The organism is Planktothrix sp. FACHB-1365, from assembly GCF_014697575.1.
Taxonomy (GTDB): domain Bacteria; phylum Cyanobacteriota; class Cyanobacteriia; order Cyanobacteriales; family Microcoleaceae; genus Planktothrix.
Genome location: NZ_JACJSC010000005.1, coordinates 223126 through 242497, shown reverse-complemented (window position 1 = coordinate 242497; position 19372 = coordinate 223126). Strand labels below are relative to the sequence as shown.

19 protein-coding genes, 1 other RNA gene and 1 CRISPR repeat array are annotated in these 19372 nt (G+C 39.6%); of the genes, 10 read left to right on the top strand and 10 right to left on the bottom strand.

Features of this window, described 5'->3' with window-relative positions; translation table 11 throughout:
- The first annotated feature begins 113 nt into the window (after positions 1-113).
- On the top strand, positions 114-299 hold the full coding sequence (locus H6G57_RS09655; RefSeq protein WP_043937101.1) for a type II toxin-antitoxin system HicB family antitoxin: 186 nt from the start codon (positions 114-116) through the stop codon (positions 297-299).
- A 254-nt stretch (positions 300-553) separates the two neighbouring features.
- Here H6G57_RS09655 and H6G57_RS09650 read toward each other — a convergent pair whose 3' ends face one another.
- Both H6G57_RS09650 and H6G57_RS09645 read right to left on the bottom strand, forming a co-directional pair.
- Positions 554-808 (bottom strand): hypothetical protein, encoded by a 255-nt coding sequence (locus H6G57_RS09650; RefSeq protein WP_190518005.1) that lies wholly within the window; start codon positions 806-808, stop codon positions 554-556.
- An 88-nt stretch (positions 809-896) separates the two neighbouring features.
- Entirely contained in the window at positions 897-1478 is a 582-nt protein-coding gene (locus tag H6G57_RS09645; RefSeq protein WP_242048926.1) for a Uma2 family endonuclease, read from the bottom strand.
- A gap of 489 nt (positions 1479-1967) precedes the next feature.
- On the opposite strand from H6G57_RS09645, the gene clpS reads away from it, so the two are divergent.
- Positions 1968-2261: an ATP-dependent Clp protease adapter ClpS gene (clpS, locus tag H6G57_RS09640; RefSeq protein WP_199314148.1), complete on the top strand. Its 294-nt coding sequence runs from the start codon at positions 1968-1970 to the stop codon at positions 2259-2261.
- Positions 2262-2310: 49 nt separating this feature from the next.
- Here the strand turns inward: clpS and H6G57_RS09635 are convergent, their stop codons facing one another.
- Positions 2311-2937 (bottom strand): class I SAM-dependent methyltransferase, encoded by a 627-nt coding sequence (locus H6G57_RS09635; RefSeq protein WP_190518002.1) that lies wholly within the window; start codon positions 2935-2937, stop codon positions 2311-2313.
- Positions 2938-3034: 97 nt separating this feature from the next.
- On the opposite strand from H6G57_RS09635, the gene hemH reads away from it, so the two are divergent.
- Positions 3035-4198, top strand: coding sequence for a ferrochelatase (gene hemH / locus H6G57_RS09630; protein ID WP_190518000.1), 1164 nt, complete (start codon positions 3035-3037; stop codon positions 4196-4198).
- A 39-nt stretch (positions 4199-4237) separates the two neighbouring features.
- Here hemH and H6G57_RS09625 read toward each other — a convergent pair whose 3' ends face one another.
- The gene (locus H6G57_RS09625; RefSeq protein WP_190517999.1) at positions 4238-4828 is read right to left on the bottom strand and encodes a DUF4126 domain-containing protein; all 591 of its coding nucleotides are present in this window, start codon (positions 4826-4828) and stop codon (positions 4238-4240) included.
- A gap of 259 nt (positions 4829-5087) precedes the next feature.
- On the opposite strand from H6G57_RS09625, the gene H6G57_RS09620 reads away from it, so the two are divergent.
- The 3 genes from H6G57_RS09620 (at position 5088) to H6G57_RS09610 (ending at position 8651) form a co-directional block, all read left to right on the top strand.
- A complete protein-coding gene (locus H6G57_RS09620) occupies positions 5088-7088 on the top strand; it encodes an FAD-dependent oxidoreductase (protein WP_190517997.1) in 2001 nt (666 codons plus the stop codon).
- Positions 7089-7176: 88 nt separating this feature from the next.
- Positions 7177-7839, top strand: a complete 663-nt coding sequence (locus H6G57_RS09615) for a VWA domain-containing protein (protein ID WP_190517995.1) — start codon at positions 7177-7179, stop codon at positions 7837-7839.
- Positions 7840-7880: 41 nt separating this feature from the next.
- Entirely contained in the window at positions 7881-8651 is a 771-nt protein-coding gene (locus H6G57_RS09610) for a PP2C family serine/threonine-protein phosphatase (RefSeq protein ID WP_190517993.1), read from the top strand.
- A 5-nt stretch (positions 8652-8656) separates the two neighbouring features.
- On the opposite strand, the gene H6G57_RS09605 is transcribed toward H6G57_RS09610, so the two are convergent.
- The 3 genes from H6G57_RS09605 to fabI all read right to left on the bottom strand — a co-directional run bounded on the left by H6G57_RS09605 (position 8657) and on the right by fabI (position 11090).
- Positions 8657-9376, bottom strand: a complete 720-nt coding sequence (locus H6G57_RS09605) for a Uma2 family endonuclease (RefSeq protein WP_190517992.1) — start codon at positions 9374-9376, stop codon at positions 8657-8659.
- Between the two features lie 72 nt (positions 9377-9448).
- Positions 9449-10030, bottom strand: a complete 582-nt coding sequence (gene hisB / locus H6G57_RS09600) for an imidazoleglycerol-phosphate dehydratase HisB (protein ID WP_242048933.1) — start codon at positions 10028-10030, stop codon at positions 9449-9451.
- Between the two features lie 283 nt (positions 10031-10313).
- A complete protein-coding gene (gene fabI, locus H6G57_RS09595; protein WP_190517988.1) occupies positions 10314-11090 on the bottom strand; it encodes an enoyl-ACP reductase FabI in 777 nt (258 codons plus the stop codon).
- Between the two features lie 177 nt (positions 11091-11267).
- On the opposite strand from fabI, the gene ntcA reads away from it, so the two are divergent.
- The 3 genes from ntcA to H6G57_RS09580 all read left to right on the top strand — a co-directional run bounded on the left by ntcA (position 11268) and on the right by H6G57_RS09580 (position 14042).
- Positions 11268-11933, top strand: coding sequence for a global nitrogen regulator NtcA (gene ntcA / locus H6G57_RS09590; protein WP_190517987.1), 666 nt, complete (start codon positions 11268-11270; stop codon positions 11931-11933).
- Between the two features lie 116 nt (positions 11934-12049).
- The gene (locus tag H6G57_RS09585; protein ID WP_190517985.1) at positions 12050-13666 is read left to right on the top strand and encodes a DUF3084 domain-containing protein; all 1617 of its coding nucleotides are present in this window, start codon (positions 12050-12052) and stop codon (positions 13664-13666) included.
- Positions 13650-14042 carry a pre-16S rRNA-processing nuclease YqgF gene (locus H6G57_RS09580; RefSeq protein WP_190517983.1) on the top strand — a complete coding sequence of 131 codons (393 nt, stop codon included), beginning with the start codon at positions 13650-13652 and terminating at the stop codon, positions 14040-14042. The genes H6G57_RS09585 and H6G57_RS09580 overlap by 17 nt, the downstream gene beginning before the upstream one ends.
- Positions 14043-14060: 18 nt before the next feature.
- A CRISPR array of direct repeats spans positions 14061-15441; the repeat unit is 37 nt; unit sequence GTTTCAGTCCCGCGAACGGGATTCTATTAGTTGAAAG.
- 353 nt (positions 15442-15794) lie between these two features.
- On the opposite strand, the gene H6G57_RS09575 is transcribed toward H6G57_RS09580, so the two are convergent.
- The 3 genes from H6G57_RS09575 to H6G57_RS09565 all read right to left on the bottom strand — a co-directional run bounded on the left by H6G57_RS09575 (position 15795) and on the right by H6G57_RS09565 (position 18760).
- Positions 15795-17189: an NACHT domain-containing NTPase gene (locus H6G57_RS09575; RefSeq protein WP_190517981.1), complete on the bottom strand. Its 1395-nt coding sequence runs from the start codon at positions 17187-17189 to the stop codon at positions 15795-15797.
- Between the two features lie 190 nt (positions 17190-17379).
- Positions 17380-17904, bottom strand: coding sequence for a hypothetical protein (locus H6G57_RS09570; RefSeq protein WP_190517979.1), 525 nt, complete (start codon positions 17902-17904; stop codon positions 17380-17382).
- 124 nt (positions 17905-18028) lie between these two features.
- Complete coding sequence (locus H6G57_RS09565; RefSeq protein ID WP_190517978.1) at positions 18029-18760, bottom strand: class I SAM-dependent methyltransferase; 732 nt, start codon at positions 18758-18760, stop codon at positions 18029-18031.
- Positions 18761-18936: 176 nt separating this feature from the next.
- Between H6G57_RS09565 and ssrA the strand changes: the two genes are divergently transcribed.
- Positions 18937-19325: a transfer-messenger RNA gene (gene ssrA / locus H6G57_RS09560) on the top strand.
- Positions 19326-19372 lie beyond the last annotated feature (47 nt).

Here is a 19372-nt window from a genome sequence, read left to right as displayed (position 1 = left end):
TTCCCTTAAGGTAAATCCAATTCCGAAACCTGGGATCTACAGGAGGGAACTGTAAGTTATTATGAAATAATATTGAGGTAAAAGTCGGTAGATTACTAATCCGTTAAAAACCTATGGATAACAATAATAAACAAGTTTACAATTATACCGTTATTCTGGAAAAAGAACCCGATGGAGGTTATCATGCTTTTTGCCCTATTCTCAAAGGTTGTCATTCTCAAGGAGATTCCTTTGAAGAAGCCATTGATAATATTACAGAAGCGATTGAATTATATATTGAAAGTTTAAATGCTATTTGATTTTCCCTATAGATTTGTTTGACCTCTTGAGCGGAGTTACTATATATAATTGTCATTCTGAGCACAGCGAAGAATCTCATTGTGTTCTCACTAAATCATCAGAGATCCTTCATTCCGCTTTGCTCCATTCAGGATGACAAGTACCCACTATATATAATTGTCATTTTAAGCGCAGCGAAGAATCTCATTATTGTTGAGGGCGGTAGCATAATTGGGATGTTCTTCTCCCGCTAACACTTTTTACCAAACTCTGCTCAACTAGGCTTATCCTTAGATGTTGATTCAGGTACTTGACCAGCATTACGGACATTGATAAATTTACCTAGTAGCTCAAACCAAAAGGGGGCACCCATCATTATAGCCACAGCACTCAACAACCAACCAAAAAAAACTTTGATGATTCCTAATACCCAATGCCGTCTGTTATTGGGATCGAGCGGATGTACTTGCTTTGTAAATTGTTCCATTGTAGAGGTTGGGAAATTAGAAGTATCCCAGCCAAGAGGCATAGTTAGATTTTCCAAAGATGTGTTAATTTTATCAAAACATTTTTTCCTATTTTATTTTAACTTATAAAATGTCTAATCAGGAATAGATTTAGGGGAAATACTGTCGCTGAGTCATCGCCATGACAGCGTTAACCGTCAGTTCAGGGAGATCACCCAAACTTGGCAAAATGTCTACACCTGAACAAACTAATGGTAACTCATCACCCCACCACACCCAAACTTGTTGACGAGAGATATCAATTAACCAAGCCAATTGTGTTCCGTTACTCAGACAATGGAGAATCTTCTTTTGTAAGTCTAAGGTATTTTGATCCGGTGAACGGATTTCAATTAACCAATCTGGAGCCCCGTTAAATGGCCTGTCTTCATCAGCAAGGCGATCGCAACTAATAATAGCAATATCGGGTACAGGTGAGTAGGGAGGAACTAGACAACGTAATTCTTGCACCGCCTCAAACTGATTGGTATGCTGATTAATATAATTAACCAGATTGCGTTGTAGGCGTGAGTGAAACAGCGTTGGCATTGGTTTTTGACTTGGTTGGTCATTAATTAATTCCCATGCGGGAGAAGCCTCAATATTGGGTTGAGAAAGAAACTCTGCGAGTGAGATTTTTGTGACTGACTTCATAATGCCGCTTCCCAAAATTTCACTTTCTGGCTTAGACAAAACTTTTCTATCCTCTACGATCATACCGCCCAAAGTAGATTAAGGATTTTTAACCGTTGACCACTAAAACGTAGTAAGCCCTTCAGGGCTTTCTGAGAGTCCTAAAGGACTCACTACGAAGTAATTACAGTGTTAAGCGTAAGTTCAGGGAGATCACCCAAAGTCGCTAAACAGAAACGGGGTTTCTCTAGTTATCTTTTGATGGGTAAATAAACTATTGCAAAAATCCGGTTTTTATAGCCCTGAAGGGCTTACTACGGGTTTACAAAATTCAGGTTAAATTTAATAAGAATCCGGGTAAAATATCTTCTGCTGATCAAATTGACAACGACAATCCCCCGGTTAAGGTATAATAACTTTCATCACGACCCAAAACCGACAGGATTCGGGTTGGGGTGAATGAGGATAAAAAATTATTCTTTAATGTGTATTGAGATTGAAATGAGGGTGATTGATATGAGTAAAAAGATTTTAGCTTCAATTCAAGGGATGACCAGTTCCCCTACTGTTGCACCAACTCGCGCCAGCCAAACGGTTAATCAACTTTATCCGAATTATAAGGTCATTGTATTAAATGATGATTTTAATACGTTTCAGCACGTTGCTAATTGTTTGATGAAATATATTCCGGGGATGACCAGTGATCTCGCTTGGGAATTAACGAATCAAGTTCATTATGACGGTCAAGCAACGGTATGGGTCGGCCCCCAAGAACAAGCTGAACTCTATCATCAACAATTAAGTCGAGAAGGGTTAACAATGGCACCTTTAGAAAAAGCTTAATTCGGGAACCTAGACCGATATTTTCTATTCCAAAAACAGATAGAAAGGCTCAAGGTTTAACACCCTGAATTACTTGTAAACTTCCTCCCGCATAAAGTTGAGGGGGATTGACAGTAAAGCCAATTTGTGATATTAATTGAGGTACATCTGTTTTTAACAGTTGCCAAGCCGTTTCCGTTTCAAATAACCAGAGAAATAACGCTACCCCCGGCCAGAACAGGGGATTTGTCGGAGGATGGAAGTCAACGAGGGTAAAAGTCCCCCCCGGTTTGAGAACGCGATAAACTTCATTGAGAATTTGTTGCAATTGTTCAGGGTTCATCTCATGTAACGCGGCGCTGGTGTGAACGACATCAAACCTGTTATCTGCAAACGGCATATTTTCTGCAAACGCTTCTACATATTGCGCTTGAGGAACATTATTTTTAGCGCGTTTGAGGGAAAGGGGAGACGCATCTAACCCCGTAACATTTTGGGAATATTCAACTAATACCCCCGTTGCTTGTCCATTCCCACAACATAAGTCCAAAACTTTTGTTTCCGGGTTTAGGGTTAATCCTTTTAACGGTAATTCCCGAAACCGACTCTCACCCCCAACACTCAAGGCGGCGAGTCGGGAAATTGTATCATAGAGCCATTGATAACGGTAACTTAAGCTTCTGAGGATGGTTGCCATAATGAGAAAATTTTTTATGAACGAAAAGATCGACTAACCCACAAGGACAATATATTATTAAAATAGTTAACAAATCTTAGGATAGGAAGTATCCGCTATGGGACGAGTCGGAGTCTTACTGCTAAATCTGGGCGGGCCAGAGCAACTGCAAGATGTTCGCCCCTTTTTGTATAATCTATTTTCAGACCCAGAAATTATCCGTTTGCCCTTTGCTTGGATGCAGAAACCTTTGGCTTGGATGATTTCGACGCTACGCTATAAGAAATCCCAAGAAAATTATAAAGCCATTGGGGGCGGTTCTCCCCTGCGACGGATTACCGAAGAGCAGGCTCTGGCTTTACAAGCCTCTTTACAAGACAAAGGCCAGGATATGCGGGTGTATGTGGGGATGCGCTATTGGAACCCCTTTACTGAAGAAGCAGTAGCTAAAATTAAACGTGATCAAATCGAACAATTAGTTATTTTACCTTTATATCCGCAATTCTCAATTAGTACCAGTGGTTCCAGTTTTCGAGTTTTAGAAAAACTTTGGCAACAAGATCCCAGTTTACAAAAAATTGATTATACCGTGATTCCCTCTTGGTATAATCGCCCCGGTTATTTACAAGCAATGGCGGAATTAATTCATCAAGAAATAGAACATTGTGAACACCCGGAACAAGTTCCCATTTTCTTTAGTGCTCATGGTGTTCCGGTGAGTTATGTCGAAGAAGCCGGAGACCCCTACCGAGATGAAATTGAAGGGTGTACGGCGGCAATTATGCAGACGTTAAATCGTCCTAACCCCCATGTTTTAGCTTATCAAAGTCGCGTTGGCCCGGTGGAATGGTTGAAACCTTATACCGAAGAAGCGATTCCTGAATTAGCAGAACAAGGGGTTAAAGAATTAGTGGTAGTTCCCATTAGTTTTGTCTCTGAACATATCGAAACTTTAGAAGAAATTGATATGGAATATCGGGAACTGGCGGAAGAATCTGGTATTGAAAAATTCCATCGAGTTCCTGCCTTAAATACCCATCCTGTATTTATTAATGATTTAGCAGAAATGGTAATAGAAGCCTTAGATGCTCCTAATATTAAGTTCTCTGATGTAGTCCATCCCGGTAAACAAACCAAGCTGTATCCTCAAGAACGTTGGGAATGGGGACTGACAACAACGGCTGAAGTCTGGAATGGTCGGTTAGCCATGTTAGGAATGATGGCAATTTTATTAGAAATCATTACCGGACAAGGCCCTCTACATTTCGTTGGGTTGTTATAGCGGATGTGGAACAGGCATCTTGCCTGTTCAATATTCCTATTAATCCGGTTCCCGTTTATAACGTCGGGGGTTACGTTCTCCGAGTTGACCTTGTTTTTTATACCAGCGATACCATTCTTTAGAAATCCGAATGGCAAGCCACAATAATAATAAGGCAATTAACCCTCCCTGTTGAGGCGCATCAAAGGCAAAAATCACCAGGAAAACACAAAGAATATCTTGCCCTAAAATCACCCAGACGGGTAAACCTCGCAAGCGATAAAATAATCCAGTTTGCACTAATTGTAAAACCAGAGCGAGTAAACCGCTAACAATGGCAATAATCCAAAATAAGCGAGGTTCAACATGAGTGACTTCTGCGATCGCTAAACCCATGATAGCACCAACAAAGGGGCTAAATAGTAATTGTATTATTTGTAAAATACGCTGTCCCAGGAGTTTTTTAGATGCAAAAATTTCAAATAATGACCAACTGACGAGCACCCCGATAACAACCTGTGGTGAAAATCGAGACAGAAAGGGTACACGCGACCATAAATCATTTTGCAGTAAGCCAATGACCAGCAAGGGTAAAGCTATTCTTAATCCTGCCGCCGCCGATGCCGATAGCACCGCAAGGAGTTCAATCATAATTAGGGTGAGGAACAGAGCATTTAACGCGGAAAATACACGGGGATTTTAGCCCAGTTCAGAGTGCTATTTTCTATTGTATCGATCTGACTTGCAATTCTGTTAAAAATAAAAATTTTATCTTCTCAAGGTTAGACGCACCCGGTCTCTATCAAAGTTTATGATTTTTGAAATCAAGCTCTAAAAACCTAGTTCATTTAATGCTGAGGATCTTAAAATTTATTGAATATCTATAAAAAATAGATCAAACATAACGCTTATGTCTCCCAAATCAATCATCAGTTTAATCATCAGTTTAATTTCATTTTATCCAAGTTTATCCCTCGCTTTAACAACTCCTCCTCGAATTGATCAAAAAGTAGAATGTGATTTGTTAATCGTTGGGGGAGGATTAGCAGGAAGTGCGGCTGCTTATGAAGGATTACTCAATGGAAAAACCGTTTGTTTAACGGAAATTACCGACTGGGTAGGGGGTCAAATTTCCGCCCAAGGAACCTCTGCATTAGATGAACGACCGACCCAACGATCTCTTTTATTATATCCTAGAGGGTATTTAGAATTACGAGAAGGAATTAAAAATAAATATGGAATATTGAACCCTGGCGCTTGTTGGGTCAGTGAAGCCTGTTTTATGCCGGAAGCGGGGAATGAAATATTATTAAAAATGTTGAAAAAAGCTGAAAAAAAAGGAAAAGGAAGATTACATTGGTTTCCTTCCACAGTCATTAAAGATATGACTATTACTGATAATCAAATTACTGAAGCGATCGCTATTCAACATCAACCTTTACCCGGAACACCGCCCTTAAATACAGAACCCTTATCTCAAATAATTGATGATGCTTATAATTATAACAATTCTCAACGCTTTAATAAAACTATTATTCGATTTATCCCTAAAATAAAAGCTGATCAAGGAGCAGATTGGTATATTATTGAAGCGACAGAAACCGGGGAAATTATTGGTTTAACGAATATTCCTCATCAACTCGGAATTGATCCCCGTTCTCCTCAAGAACCCACTGCATCAAGTTTAACCGCAGATCCCTATTGTACTCAAGGGTTTACCTATACCTTTGCAATGGAAGCAACCGCCGACCCCCAAACCCATGAAAAACCGTCATTCTATGAACAATATGCTCCTTATTATAGTTATGAATTGCCCCGATTAGCTAATTTTAATTTAGTCTATACCTATCGGCGAATTCATAGCATGAAACCGAATAAAAAACGCTCTACGAATCCCCGTGAATGGCCGATTTATCCAGGGGATATTTCCATGCAAAATTGGACATGGGGCAATGATTATCGACCGGGAACATCGACGGATAATTTAATCTTAACACCAGCCCAATTAGAAGCAACAGGTCAACTCGAACCCGGAGGATGGAAGGGGGGGTTAAGAACAGAAACCTTACGCAAAGGTGAAGAAAATGCTTTAGGGTTTTTCTATTGGTTAGTTGAAGGAACTACAGACTCCCAACTGGGTGCAGGTGTTAAAGAAAAACATCCTAATTATCGATATTTATCCGGTTTAAATTCCCCAATGGGAACCGTTCATGGCTTATCAAAATATCCCTATATGCGAGAAGGAAGACGAATTATTGGTCGTCCTTCCTACGGTTATAAAAATGGATTTATGGTGTCAGAAATTGATATTTCTCGAAATAACTTTCGTCAAGATTGGTATAGTGATAATTTAACCCCAGAAGAATATCGTTTGCTATGGTTAAACTTAGGCGGTTTAGATAGTTTACCTGTACTTTCAGGACAAGAAACAATTGCTGATATTCAACCCCGTTCTAGGGCTACAATTTATGCGGATACCGTTGGAATTGGTCATTATGCGATTGATTTTCATCCCTGTTTAACCCAAAGTCCACCGGAAATTCCAGGGAATACAGAACGGGAAGGAGAACGTCGAGGACAAGGACAAGCTTATCCGTTTCAAATTCCGTTAAGAGCCATGATTCCTCAAAAAATTGATAATCTATTAGTAGCGGGAAAAAGTATCGCCACCAGTCATATTGCGGCGGCGGCTTATCGGGTTCATTCCTTTGAATGGTCTGTTGGTGCGGCGGCGGGAACAACCGCAGCATTTAGCTTGGAAAAACAGGTTTTTCCCTATGAATTAGTGGATAATTTACCTTATCGGGAACCTTTATTAGAGGAGTTACAACGATTATTAGAAAGCAATAATAATCCGATTTTATTTCCCGGAATGTCAATTTTTAATCAATCTTGGGAAGATTGGAAATAAATCTTGGCTAGATTTCTAGCTATTGAAACTATCAATAAAGGAACAAGAGATAGTATCCTAGTAATTAGAACTTGAGTAGATCACAATCATGAGACTAGAAGAAGCCGTTGAATTTGCAGAAAATCCTGAACCTCGGTGTCCTTGTGTGCTGTTGTTGGATACCTCCGCATCGATGCAAGGGGTTCCCATTGACGCCTTAAACGATGGACTGATGACCTTTAGAAATGATTTAATTCGGGATGAACTCGCTAAAAAACGAGTGGAAGTGGCAATTATTTCCTTTGATAATCAAGTTAAGATTGTACAGGATTTCGTGACCGCCGATCAGTTTGAACCTCCGGTCTTAACCGCCCAAGGTCAAACCTTTATGGGCACTGCTATTAGTCAAGCCTTAGATTTAATTGCAGCTAGAAAATCAGAATATCGCAATAATGGGATTACCTATTATCGTCCTTGGGTGTTTATGATTACGGATGGTGAACCTCAAGGAGAAACTGACCGGGTGACAGAACAAGCGACTAGACGCATTCAAGAGGAAGAATTGAAAAAACAGGTGGCATTTTTTGCCGTTGGCGTAGAAGGGGCAAATTTAGATCGGTTGGCTCAAATTGTTCAGAGAACTCCGTTAAAATTGAAGGGGTTAGACTTTCGAGAAATGTTTATTTGGTTATCAACAAGTATGCAAACAGTTTCTCATTCCAAAGTGGATGAACAGGTGGCTTTACCACCACCGGGATGGGGAACAGTTTAATAATAGAAAATGTGAGTGTTTAAACAAGTTAATCATTAATAATGAATCAGGTTTGTAATTGGCAAATTATATCGGCATCAGTGACAGGAACCAGTCATGAAAAACAGGATCTCCCTTGTCAAGATGCTCATGGTTTTAAACAGTTATCTCCAGATTTGATAATTCTGGCGGTTGCAGATGGGGCGGGTTCGGCAAAATTAGCAGATTTGGGGGCAAATATTGCTGTAAAAACAGCATTAGAAACCCTAGAAAAACAGATTAATTCTGGGGATAATAATACTAAGGATATCCCTTGGCAAGATTATTTAAAAAATGCCTTAACTGTTGCTAAAACTGCGCTAGAAGCCGAATCTCTTAGCCAAGAAATCGAAGTTAGAGAGTTAGCTACTACTTTAATTATAGGTATAGCAACACCGAAATTAGTCGCCGTTGCTCAAGTAGGAGATGGGGCTATTGTTGTGGAAGATAACAAGGGAACTATTCTGGAATTAACGATACCAACCAGTGGAGAATATTTGAATGAAACGGTATTTTTAATTTCTCCTAATGCCGTTGAAAATGCCCAATTTAACCTCTGGTTAGGACAACCTAAATATTTAGCTGCTTTTTCCGATGGGTTACAAATGTTAGCGTTAAAAATGCCCGAAGGAAAACCCCATCATCCCTTCTTTTCTCCTTTGTTTAAATTTGTAGAAACTATCACCGATGAAACCGATGCAAAAGAACAATTAATGGGGTTTTTGCGATCGCCTCGTGTAACCGGACGAACCGATGACGATCTCACCTTAATCTTAGCCAGTTTTAACCCTTAATTACGTTAATCTAATTCATCGGGGTTAATTCCCATCTGTCGTAAACGTTCTGCTAACCGTTGATTTCGTTGTTGTTCTTCCCTTAATAAGGTTTCCGTTTGTTCCGCCCGTTGGCGTTCAGTTTCCGCCCGTTGGCGTTCAACTTCTAACTGTTGATTAATTTCCACATAAGATAGAAATTTAACCCCATCAGGACGATAGATTTTTAACTCGGTTTCTGAGGGTTCAAAACGAATTTGTAAACGGGGACTGACCAAATTTTCAGCAATTTCTACTAGATCTAAGCCCCCATCCCCTCGCCACCAAGCTTGGAATTGATAATTGTCAGGATTATAAATATAATATTCCTCAACGCCGTAGCGTTCATAAAACACTAATTTTCGTTCCATTTCTGACTTGGTATTACCTGGAGACAAAATTTCAAAAACCACTTGCGGGGAAATTCCGTCTTCCTTCCATTGTAGATAGGAACCTCGTTTTCCTTTGGGTCTTCCCAATACCACTAAAACATCCGGTGCATTCACAATATGCGGTTTTCCTTCCACCGGATACCAGAATAAATCTCCCGCCACAAATACATTAGAATTATCAGCAAATAACCATTCTAAATTCTGTTCAATTGCAACAATCCAGTTAAATTGTTCTGTGTTATTTGCCATTGGCTTTCCATCACTTTCGGGATAGATAATTTCTGTTGGGTTGAGAGTTGCAGGTTGAGAAACCATAACTTCAATCAAAACAATAATCAGGATAGTCTAACCGTAGCATAATTTCTCAACCCCCAACAGCCCGCAAAATTACAAAACGCCTTTAGAACTAGGAATGGTATTCGCACGACGGGGATCAATTTCAACCGCCATTCTTAACGCTCTAGCAAAGGCTTTAAAGCCAGCTTCAATAATATGATGGGAATTAATTCCGTCTAATTGACGTAAATGTAAGGTCATTTGACTATTATTAACAATGGCTACAAAAAATTCTCTTACTAATTGAGTATCATAAGTTCCGACTCGTTGCGTGGGAATTTCTAAACTATAACTTAGATGAGGACGACCGGAAAAATCTAAAGCAACTTGAACTAAGGCTTCATCTAAAGGGGCGATAAAATGACCAAACCGGACAATTCCTTTGCGATCGCCTAATGCTTTCGCTAACGCTAAACCTAATGTTATCCCAACATCTTCATTCGTATGATGATCATCAATTTCAATATCTCCAGTCGCTTGAATCTCTAAATCAATTAACCCATGAGACGAAATTTGATGTAACATATGATCTAAAAATGGAACCCCTGTAGACACATTACAGACTCCAGTTCCATCTAAATTAACAGTAACATTAACATCCGTTTCTCCCGTTTTTCGATGTACCGTTGCCATCCGAGGGAGAATCTCTAAATTAGAATTAGAACTATTAATAGAAGGGCGATCAGTATTATCAGTCATCAGTTATCAGTTATCAGTTATCAGTCATCAGTCATCAGTTATCAGTCATCAGTTATCAGTTATCAAGAGTTAGTAGTCAATAGCTACTTGTTAATCGGTAGTCCATCAGTAGATAGTTGATGAAGTTTTAACGCTTAACTCTTAAACTGACTACTATAACAGATGCGCCATTGCGGGTCTCTACACTGATAACTGATGACTGATCACTGATAACTGATTACATTCCCATGATGCAATAACCCGAATCGACATACAGAATTTGGCCCGTAATGCCACTGGATAAATCACTACAGAGGAAAGCCGCCGCGTTACCAACTTCCGTTTGGGTAACAGTCCGTTTTAGGGGAGCAATTTCTTCAACGTGGTGAATCATGTCTAAAATGCCACCCACGGCTGAAGAGGCTAAAGTCCGAATCGGGCCTGCGGAAATGCCATTCACCCGAATGCCCGATGGCCCTAACTCCGCCGCCAAATAACGAACATTCATTTCCAAGGCTGCTTTAGCAATACCCATGACGTTGTAATTGGGAATTACCCGCACACCGCCCAGATATGTTAGGGTGACAATACTACCACCCTGTGTCATTAAAGGTTTAGCAGCAGCACTCAGTTGTACTAATGAGTAAGCACTAATATCTAACGCGCGGGTAAATCCGGCACGGGATACATTGCTAAAGTCCCCTGAGAGTTCCTCTTTTCCTGCAAAGGCCAGACAATGAATGAGGATATCGATCCGCCCCCACTGGTCGCGGATGGTAGTAAAAAGCTCCTCAATTTGAGCATCGTTCTGGACATCACAGGGCAAAAACAAACTAGGGTTGAGGGGGTCAACCAACTCTTTGACCTTCTTTTCAAAACGACCTTTATCGTCAGGAAGGTAGGTCACTCCGAGATTAGCTCCAGCTTCATGAAGCTGTTGGGCAATGCCCCACGCAATTGAGCGATTGTTGGCAATGCCAGTAACAAGTGCGTTTTTTCCGTTCAAATTCAGCATAATAGACTATTCTATATGCAATTGGTATCCTTCTCAAAGGGATTGATTTGCCTATCCCCCCTAGGGGTGAAGCGCACCAGAGGACAATCATTGGTCTGTTTAATTGACCGATGATGCAATTAGCGTAAACTGAAATACGGAATAAATTAGGGCATTGTTAGTGCAAGGGATCGGGTCGTGACGTATGATAGACCGTTAGCAGAAGTGTTCCGCAGCATCGGCGGAGGGGCATTCCCTCCCGTCGTGGAAAGCTTTGAACGGGGTAAGACGATCTTCTTTCCCGGCGATCCGGCGGAGCGCGTCTATGTTCTGATCAAAGGTGCGGTAAAACTGTCCAGAGTCTATGAAGCTGGAGAAGAGATTACTGTTGCTTTACTTCGAGAAAATAGTGTATTTGGTGTTTTATCTTTAATTACAGGTCATCGGTCAGATCGGTTTTACCACGCCGTCGCCTTTACCCCTGTCGAACTGCTCTCGGTTCCCATTGAACAAGTTGAGAAAGCACTCAAAAGTGATCCCGAACTCTCAATGGTGTTGTTGCGAGGGTTATCGTCTCGGATTTTACAAACAGAGATGATGATTGAAACCTTAGCCCATCGAGATATGGGATCAAGATTAGTCAGCTTTCTTCTGATTCTTTGTCGAGATTTTGGTGTCCCTGGTAAAGATGGGATTCGCATTGACCTAAAGTTATCCCATCAAGCGATCGCAGAAGCCATTGGTTCAACGCGAGTAACTGTTACCCGTTTATTAGGAGATTTGCGACAAAAAAACATGATCTCGATTCATAAGAAAAAGATCACCGTTCATAATCCCGTTACCTTGAGTCAGCAGTTCACCTAGTTAATGGGGCGCATATTTCCAAACCCAACGAAAGAAAATTCAGTTGAATTGTTAAAGGAAACACTTACCCTTAAAAGAGGTCGAATCCGTTTAAACTACAGTGTTAAATTTTTGGTATGACCGCAGGAATTATCCTGGTTATATCTATCTTAGTTTTGGGAGGCGTGATTGCCACTGTCAGCGATCGCCTTGGAACGAAAGTTGGAAAGGCCAGGCTGAGTTTATTCAATCTACGCCCCCGCAACACTGCTATGGTTGTTACTATTGTAACGGGTAGTGTCCTTTCCGCATTGACATTAGGGATTTTATTTGCTTCTAGTAAACCCCTGCGTCGGGGTGTTTTTCAAATTGATAAAATTCAAACTCGACTCAATGATGCTCGTAAAGATTTAACTCGTGCTGAAGATGAAAGAAAACGAGTAGAAACGGATTTAGCCAAAGCCAGAGTTGAACTCAAAACCGCAATGGATCAGTTAAATGCGATTAATCAATCGCTACAAACGGCCCAATCACAAGCCTTTCAAACAGCAGAAGAATTACAAAAAACTCAAAGTCGGTTGACAGAGCTTCAAAAACAATTGCAAGGAATTCAATCGGAAAAAACCGCAATGGAAGACGAATTGGCGCGAACCGAAAATCGTCTTCAGCAGGTCTTTCAACAAAAACAAAGTTTACAAGCAGAAATTTCCCAACTCAGAACGGAACGTCAAAATCTGATTCAACAACGAGAACAAGTTAAAGCTCAGATTAAAACTCGTGATCGAGAAATTGCTAAACGCGCTCAAGAAATGAAACAGCAAGATCAAGAAATTGAGCAACAGGAAAAACGGATTACAGAACAGGATAAAATTATTGCTAAACGGGAATCTCGACTTCAAGAACTAGAGATAGAACAGGAAAAATTAGAACAGCAAAAACAAATTTTAGCTAATCAAGTTGAACTGGTTGAACGAGATTTTCAACTTTTACGAGAAGGGAGTGTTGTCTTAGAAAGAGGAGAAGTTTTAGCCAGTGGATTAGTGCATATTACTGACCCTAAAACGGCTCTACAAGCAATTAATACCCTTTTACAAAAAGCCAATGATAATGCTATTGAGGTGGTGCAATTAGGAAATACTAAAGCCAATCAAGCCCAAGTTATTCAAATTACCAAAGCCGAAGTTGAAGAGTTAATGGATCAAATTGATGATGGTCGGGATTATGTGGTACAAATCATTTCCGCAGCGAACTTTTTAGTGGGTGAAACAAAAGTAGCGGTTTTTACAAAAGCTGAACCCAATCGCTTATTATTTACAACAGGAGAAATTATTGCGGGTACAACCTTTAATCCCTCCACTTTATCTAATGAGCAATTACGAAAACAACTGCAACAACTATTAGATGCTTCTAGTTTTCGGGCGCGTTTTGTTGGGGTTGTTGATGGAACAGTGCAAATTGGGAATGATAGAATGGATACATTAATTCGTTTTTTTCAACAATTGCAAGAGCATAATCAACCCCTAGAAATTCAAGCTGTTGCTGCGGAAGATGCCTATACAATAGGGCCGTTACGACTGGATTTATTAGCCCGTCGTAATGGAGAAGTGATCTTTAGTACCCGACAACAGAAACCCTTGAATGATATCCCTCAATTTCCCAATCCATTCAATCCAGAGCCGAATAAATTAGAAAATTCTACCTCTCAATCTTATTCTATTCAACAGGATAAACAATCCCATGATTTTAGGTTTTGATCCCGGTCGAGAAAAGTGTGGAATTGCCGTGATGGGTGAAGATTCCCAATTATATTATCATCAGGTAATTTTAGCATCGGATGTTCCTACAATAATTCAATCTCTCTGTCAACAATTTACGATTGAAACGGTAGTCATGGGGGATCAAACCACCTCAAAACTATGGAAACAAAAACTAACTGAAATTTTGCCAAAATCTCTATCTATTATTCAAGTTAATGAACGATATTCTACCTTAGAAGCGCGCGATCGCTATTGGCAACTTTATCCCCCTAAAGGGTTAACTCGTTTAATTCCTAAAGGAATGCGAACCCCACCCCGTCCCATTGATGATATTGTTGCGATTGTGTTAATTGAACGATATTTAAACCAGTAATCAATAAACAACAAGTAGGGTTTCAGTCCCGCGAATGGATTCTATTAGTAGAAACGTAGTAAGCCCTTCAGGGCTATCTTGTAGCGGGTTGCTTCAGTCCCGCGAACGGGATTCTATTAGTTGAAAGCTAATAGAAATCATGATGGTTTATTGGATGTTTTAACGTTTCAGTCCCGCGAACGGGATTCTATTAGTTGAAAGTATCGAATATCCTGGGGAAAGCCCGCTTTTGTTTAGTTTCAGTCCCGCGAACGGGATTCTATTAGTTGAAAGGCGGTTTTGTCATCTGGTTTAATGACTTTTAAATCAAGTTTCAGTCCCGCGAACGGGATTCTATTAGTTGAAAGAAAAAGATCACCAGACTATCAGTTTTATTGCGGGTAAGTTTCAGTCCCGCGAACGGGATTCTATTAGTTGAAAGAACCTAACACTTGAGGACATTGTAACAGATGAAAGATGTTTCAGTCCCGCGAACGGGATTCTATTAGTTGAAAGTAAATATGGGTATAAATCAGAATATACAAGTTTTAAGGGATGTTTCAGTCCCGCGAACGGGATTCTATTAGTTGAAAGGTGTGAATGTAACAGTTTCCCGGTGGTGTTTTTGTGTTTCAGTCCCGCGAACGGGATTCTATTAGTTGAAAGAAGCAGTTAACTTGCTTCTTTCTTGGGGCTATTTTTGCGTTTCAGTCCCGCGAACGGGATTCTATTAGTTGAAAGCAAACCCGCTTCCTTCACCGAGGAAGAAGACTCAAAATCGTTTCAGTCCCGCGAACGGGATTCTATTAGTTGAAAGAAAGCGGGAAAACTTGTGCGGCGAAGGAGATCGCCAGGTTTCAGTCCCGCGAACGGGATTCTATTAGTTGAAAGTTGTTCTAGGGGAGTTAATAAGTTAACTGGCGGTTGTTTCAGTCCCGCGAACGGGATTCTATTAGTTGAAAGCACGAATTAGCACAGAAGTTAGGAGGATTACCTAAAACTGTGTTTCAGTCCCGCGAACGGGATTCTATTAGTTGAAAGTGAACACAAGAAATTAGTTAGAAATGCGAAAAAAGTTATGTTTCAGTCCCGCGAACGGGATTCTATTAGTTGAAAGCGCACTTTGACATTTCAGACTCAGTTGCAAATATTGTATAAGTGTTTCAGTCCCGCGAACGGGATTCTATTAGTTGAAAGTTAAGATTGTAACGCTCTAATAGTTCCTTAATCTTCAGTTTCAGTCCCGCGAACGGGATTCTATTAGTTGAAAGTATCCCCTCAAAAAGCAGATTCATTGACTATTTTCTTGTTTCAGTCCCGCGAACGGGATTCTATTAGTTGAAAGTAAAGCAATTTCTTGTATTATTGCTTGGCTTCCTGCTTGTTTCAGTCCCGCGAACGGGATTCTATTAGTTGAAAGACTGTCCCCTGAAACTGGGATAGAGTAGGCATTTTGAAGCCACTTTTCGTGAACCTCATTTTTAGCCTCATTTCAGCCTTCATTATTGCAAGAGATTGGCAATAATTAACCTAACTCAACAATAAAAACTATTTAATTGTCGAGGTTCTGGCGTTTTTCGTGAATCCCCCCAGTTTTTGACTCCCGCTTCGATTCACGAAAACTATAGTAAACCAAATAGAACCTCTTGTCAAGATTAATTTTCTATGATATGGATTGTCCAAGGTATTGAAGTCTGCGTCAACAATAAACACTTTCTGAGATGCTTCATTTCACTCAACATAACAAAGACTTCAATTATTCTAGTTTAACTCTTAAATTTTATTTGCAAAATGTTCCTGTAATAAACGGTGAATAAAACGATAGCGATCGCCTATTTTATGTAACAATAATTTACGACTGCAATCTTTCAAAAACCGTTGATAATTCCAAGGAATATTCCCATCTTTCCACAAAACCCATCGAATAGCAAACTGTTCTATTGTTTCCTTTAAACCTGATGTTTCTAATAAAATTGCAAACAATAATCCTAGACCCATTCCCATAATTAATAGTGGAGTTTGACGTAAGATAACTCCAGCTAATATAATCAGCAAAATCATCACCCAGATTAACCCTAAAATTATCTTTAAAGTTAATTTATAACGTTGCTTTTGTCCTTCATCATTTAACCAATGGATCGGGATTTTTTTAACACAAAATTCTGTGGCTTCATCGGTTTTAAGATGAGTTGCTAACCATCCTAACCACCGTCTAAAACTCTCAGATTTCGGGGCTTTTCCTGGAGGATATTCTGATTTATAAATATCTTGATGCAGTTGACGACGAATATAAGCATTAAATAAATACTGACGTTGTTCTTCAAAAGAATTTAGATGTTTCCAAGACATCATTAAAATTTCTTCATAAGCTAACGTCATCATAGTTAAATATAACGGAACTTTTGCTAACTTTAATAACGGTTCATCGGTTTCAATATTTTGCCACAATTCTCGACTACGAGAATTAATCAGATAATCTTGAATTTGGAGAGAGGTTAAAGGACGTAAAAAAATTGCACCATTGAGAACTAAGCGTTCTGGAAGTTTTTGATAACTTAAAACATTGGCACAAACGACTAAATGTAACGGTGCGATCTCTCCATTTAACAGTTGATTAATCTCTTGAATACATTGAACTTGTTTTGCGAAAGGAAGTTCATCTAATCCATCTAATAAGGGTAAAATTTTTAGTTGCTGCATCCAATTTTCACCCTGATTAATAGCAATCCCATACTTCAGATGAAGTTGTTCTAAAATCCAATCCGCGAGAGTTTGTTGTGGATTTTTCCAGGTTAATAAATTTAGTAAAACCGGAATAGGTTCTTCCGTATCCCTTTCCGCGCGACTAACCAATACTTTAGTTAATCCGATTAACGTTGTTGTTTTTCCTGAGCCCGGAGCACCTAAAATTAATAATCTCCCATTCAAGCGATCAAAAATTTGAATAATTCCCGTATCCGGTGTTAAACGAACACTGGGATGATGGCTAACTTTTAACTCCACATCCCAAATTCGTCGCATTTTTAAGGGGGGAGTTTCCTGTGCTAAATGCGTTAAAACGGCGCGATGTAACGACTGTAACCGATACTGCTTTACTTCTTTTTGAACCTGAAGCAGTACCCTTTGACGATTTTGCAATTCAATCTTGGAAGAAGCCAATTTTGCCATTGAAGGTTTAGAATTTGTAAAAAACAACAACCTATCCGTTTTCAGAAATTACAATTAGTAGCCAACTGATCATAGCAGGTGTAGCCCAATTTATGGCTAGGGTGACAGTTTCCTGAATGACAGTTTAGTCTCCCAGGTCGAAACCATCCCCCAACCCTCAGAACTGAATAACTTCTGGAGAAAGTAAAATTTATTTATGTTTTTCTAAGTATTTTTGTACTCCTTTCCCCATCTCGATTAAATTGGGTTCAAGTTTCTTTCCTAGAACTTCCTCAAATACATTTGCTAATTGACTTCTGAGAAATACAGGAATTCCCTCTAGTTTATCTGGGTCTAGTTCAATTTCTCCTCGCGTTTGAATTAAGGTAGAATTTTTATCTTCTAAAAAGGTATTTTTACCCGAACAGTGGAATGCTTCTGTAAAAGCTTGGGTTTTAATGTGCCAATCTAAGGTAAAATTCTGCCCATTCCAAGTATCTGATTCTGTCCAGCGCAGTTTGTCATATTTTAATATATCTTCAAACAGCGCTGGAACATCTTCTGATGATTCCCAATCATAAACCGTATAAACCGTATCTCCTTCAACGCGACGAGAAACTAACTTCACAGCATTTTTAGGGGGTAATAAATTAACAACCTCAATTAATCGATCTCGATAGGTATTAAAGACGAGGGGACGGGGGAAAGGAATCTTGATATCAGAGGAAAGTTTCATAGTCAATCCAGTAAAATAGTTCTCCTATTATAGGCTTTACTTTTGAAACAAATCTAAATCAGTCAGAAAACTTTAGGAATTAAGACTATTTTACACCCTATATTCCAGAAGACATCCACCTGAGTTAGGGTTTTATTCCTCCAAATAAGGCGATTTCAAATAATTTCATAAAACAATCTACATTTTGATATTCCATCTCCCGTAACCACTCACATTGCAATTCAACAGAAGCTAAAAGATTGGCAGTTTTATCTGATCGATTATAATATTTTTGATCGACTTCTTCCCGTGATAAATTATTGCCTAATTGTTGATGATAGGCATATAAAGAATCTATGAATAATTCATCAAATAACTGCTCACCCCAAGGAGTCGCTGAGGCAATATGTTCTAAATTGAGGAAAATACCTCCGGGTTTGAGTAAATCAAAAATTTCCTGATATAATTCTTTTTTACGTTCATCCGGTTGATGGTGAATTGAAAACCCGGATATAATAGCAGCAAAGGGAGCCTGATTTTGAAGTTGATTAACCCAATCTTTTTGGCTAAAATCTTGTAAAATAAAAGTAAGATTTCCCGAAGACTGATCCACTTTCTCTTGTGCCACTTGAACCATTGTTTCAGAAATATCTAAAAACACCCCTTTTGCATGAGGATATTCCCTTAAAATAGATCGTCCTAAAACTCCATCTCCACAGCCTAAATCTAAAAAACTATCGAGATGAGGTTGAGCTTTTCTGAGTATTCTTAATAAAATATCAATTTGTTCCGCCGCTAAGGGAATTGCCCCTCGGACTCCCTCTAAAAAGGCTTGAGAGAGTTCAGCAGTTTTCCAGACTTCATAGGTTTGAGACATGGTGAAAATATCCTAGCTTCAAGGCGTTATTTCCCTTAAATTTATTACAATTTAGCAAAGATCACTAGACCATACATAGTGTAAGAGTTGCGATCGCTTCTGTGCTGCTTCTCGGAAAATTTTTTAACCAGAACTTGACGATCGCAAAAATATTGTCTAGTATAGTAATAGTGCAAGGGGCATTACTGGTTTCGACAGGGTAAGGAAAGCTACCAAGTGATGCAGGCCGAGAGTGAGTCACCTCTCGTAAATCCAGGCTCAAACAAAATGTAACTGCGAACAATATCGTTCCTTTTGCTCGTAAATCAGCCGCTGTTGCTGCCTAAACACCTCTTGTAGGTTCGAGCGTCTATCGTTTGACTCCGTTAAGGACAATAGACCAACCCCCAACGGATGCTCTAACTTCGTTCCTCTGGTTGAGAGTTAGCTAAGATTTAACCAGTGCATCCCACCCTTCGGGATAATGAGGGGTTCCCGCCTTGAGGATCAGAAAGGCTAAGTCTGTGAATGAGCAAGGAGTAAATACTTGTTCTGGACATGGGTTCGATTCCCATATGCTCCATTCCCCTACACCCTAAAAAACCACCTTGGTAAATTCCGAGGTGGTTTTTT

Coding starts and splice junctions, on each gene's coding strand:
- H6G57_RS09655 (WP_043937101.1), top strand. CDS start 114: ATGGATAACAATAATAAACAAGTTTACAATTATACCGTTATTCTGGAA.
- H6G57_RS09650 (WP_190518005.1), bottom strand. CDS start 808: ATGCCTCTTGGCTGGGATACTTCTAATTTCCCAACCTCTACAATGGAA.
- clpS (WP_199314148.1), top strand. CDS start 1,968: ATGACCAGTTCCCCTACTGTTGCACCAACTCGCGCCAGCCAAACGGTT.
- H6G57_RS09635 (WP_190518002.1), bottom strand. CDS start 2,937: ATGGCAACCATCCTCAGAAGCTTAAGTTACCGTTATCAATGGCTCTAT.
- hemH (WP_190518000.1), top strand. CDS start 3,035: ATGGGACGAGTCGGAGTCTTACTGCTAAATCTGGGCGGGCCAGAGCAA.
- H6G57_RS09625 (WP_190517999.1), bottom strand. CDS start 4,828: ATGATTGAACTCCTTGCGGTGCTATCGGCATCGGCGGCGGCAGGATTA.
- H6G57_RS09620 (WP_190517997.1), top strand. CDS start 5,088: ATGTCTCCCAAATCAATCATCAGTTTAATCATCAGTTTAATTTCATTT.
- H6G57_RS09615 (WP_190517995.1), top strand. CDS start 7,177: ATGAGACTAGAAGAAGCCGTTGAATTTGCAGAAAATCCTGAACCTCGG.
- H6G57_RS09610 (WP_190517993.1), top strand. CDS start 7,881: ATGAATCAGGTTTGTAATTGGCAAATTATATCGGCATCAGTGACAGGA.
- H6G57_RS09605 (WP_190517992.1), bottom strand. CDS start 9,376: ATGGTTTCTCAACCTGCAACTCTCAACCCAACAGAAATTATCTATCCC.
- hisB (WP_242048933.1), bottom strand. CDS start 10,030: ATGGCAACGGTACATCGAAAAACGGGAGAAACGGATGTTAATGTTACT.
- fabI (WP_190517988.1), bottom strand. CDS start 11,090: ATGCTGAATTTGAACGGAAAAAACGCACTTGTTACTGGCATTGCCAAC.
- H6G57_RS09585 (WP_190517985.1), top strand. CDS start 12,050: ATGACCGCAGGAATTATCCTGGTTATATCTATCTTAGTTTTGGGAGGC.
- H6G57_RS09580 (WP_190517983.1), top strand. CDS start 13,650: ATGATTTTAGGTTTTGATCCCGGTCGAGAAAAGTGTGGAATTGCCGTG.
- H6G57_RS09575 (WP_190517981.1), bottom strand. CDS start 17,189: ATGGCAAAATTGGCTTCTTCCAAGATTGAATTGCAAAATCGTCAAAGG.
- H6G57_RS09570 (WP_190517979.1), bottom strand. CDS start 17,904: ATGAAACTTTCCTCTGATATCAAGATTCCTTTCCCCCGTCCCCTCGTC.
- H6G57_RS09565 (WP_190517978.1), bottom strand. CDS start 18,760: ATGTCTCAAACCTATGAAGTCTGGAAAACTGCTGAACTCTCTCAAGCC.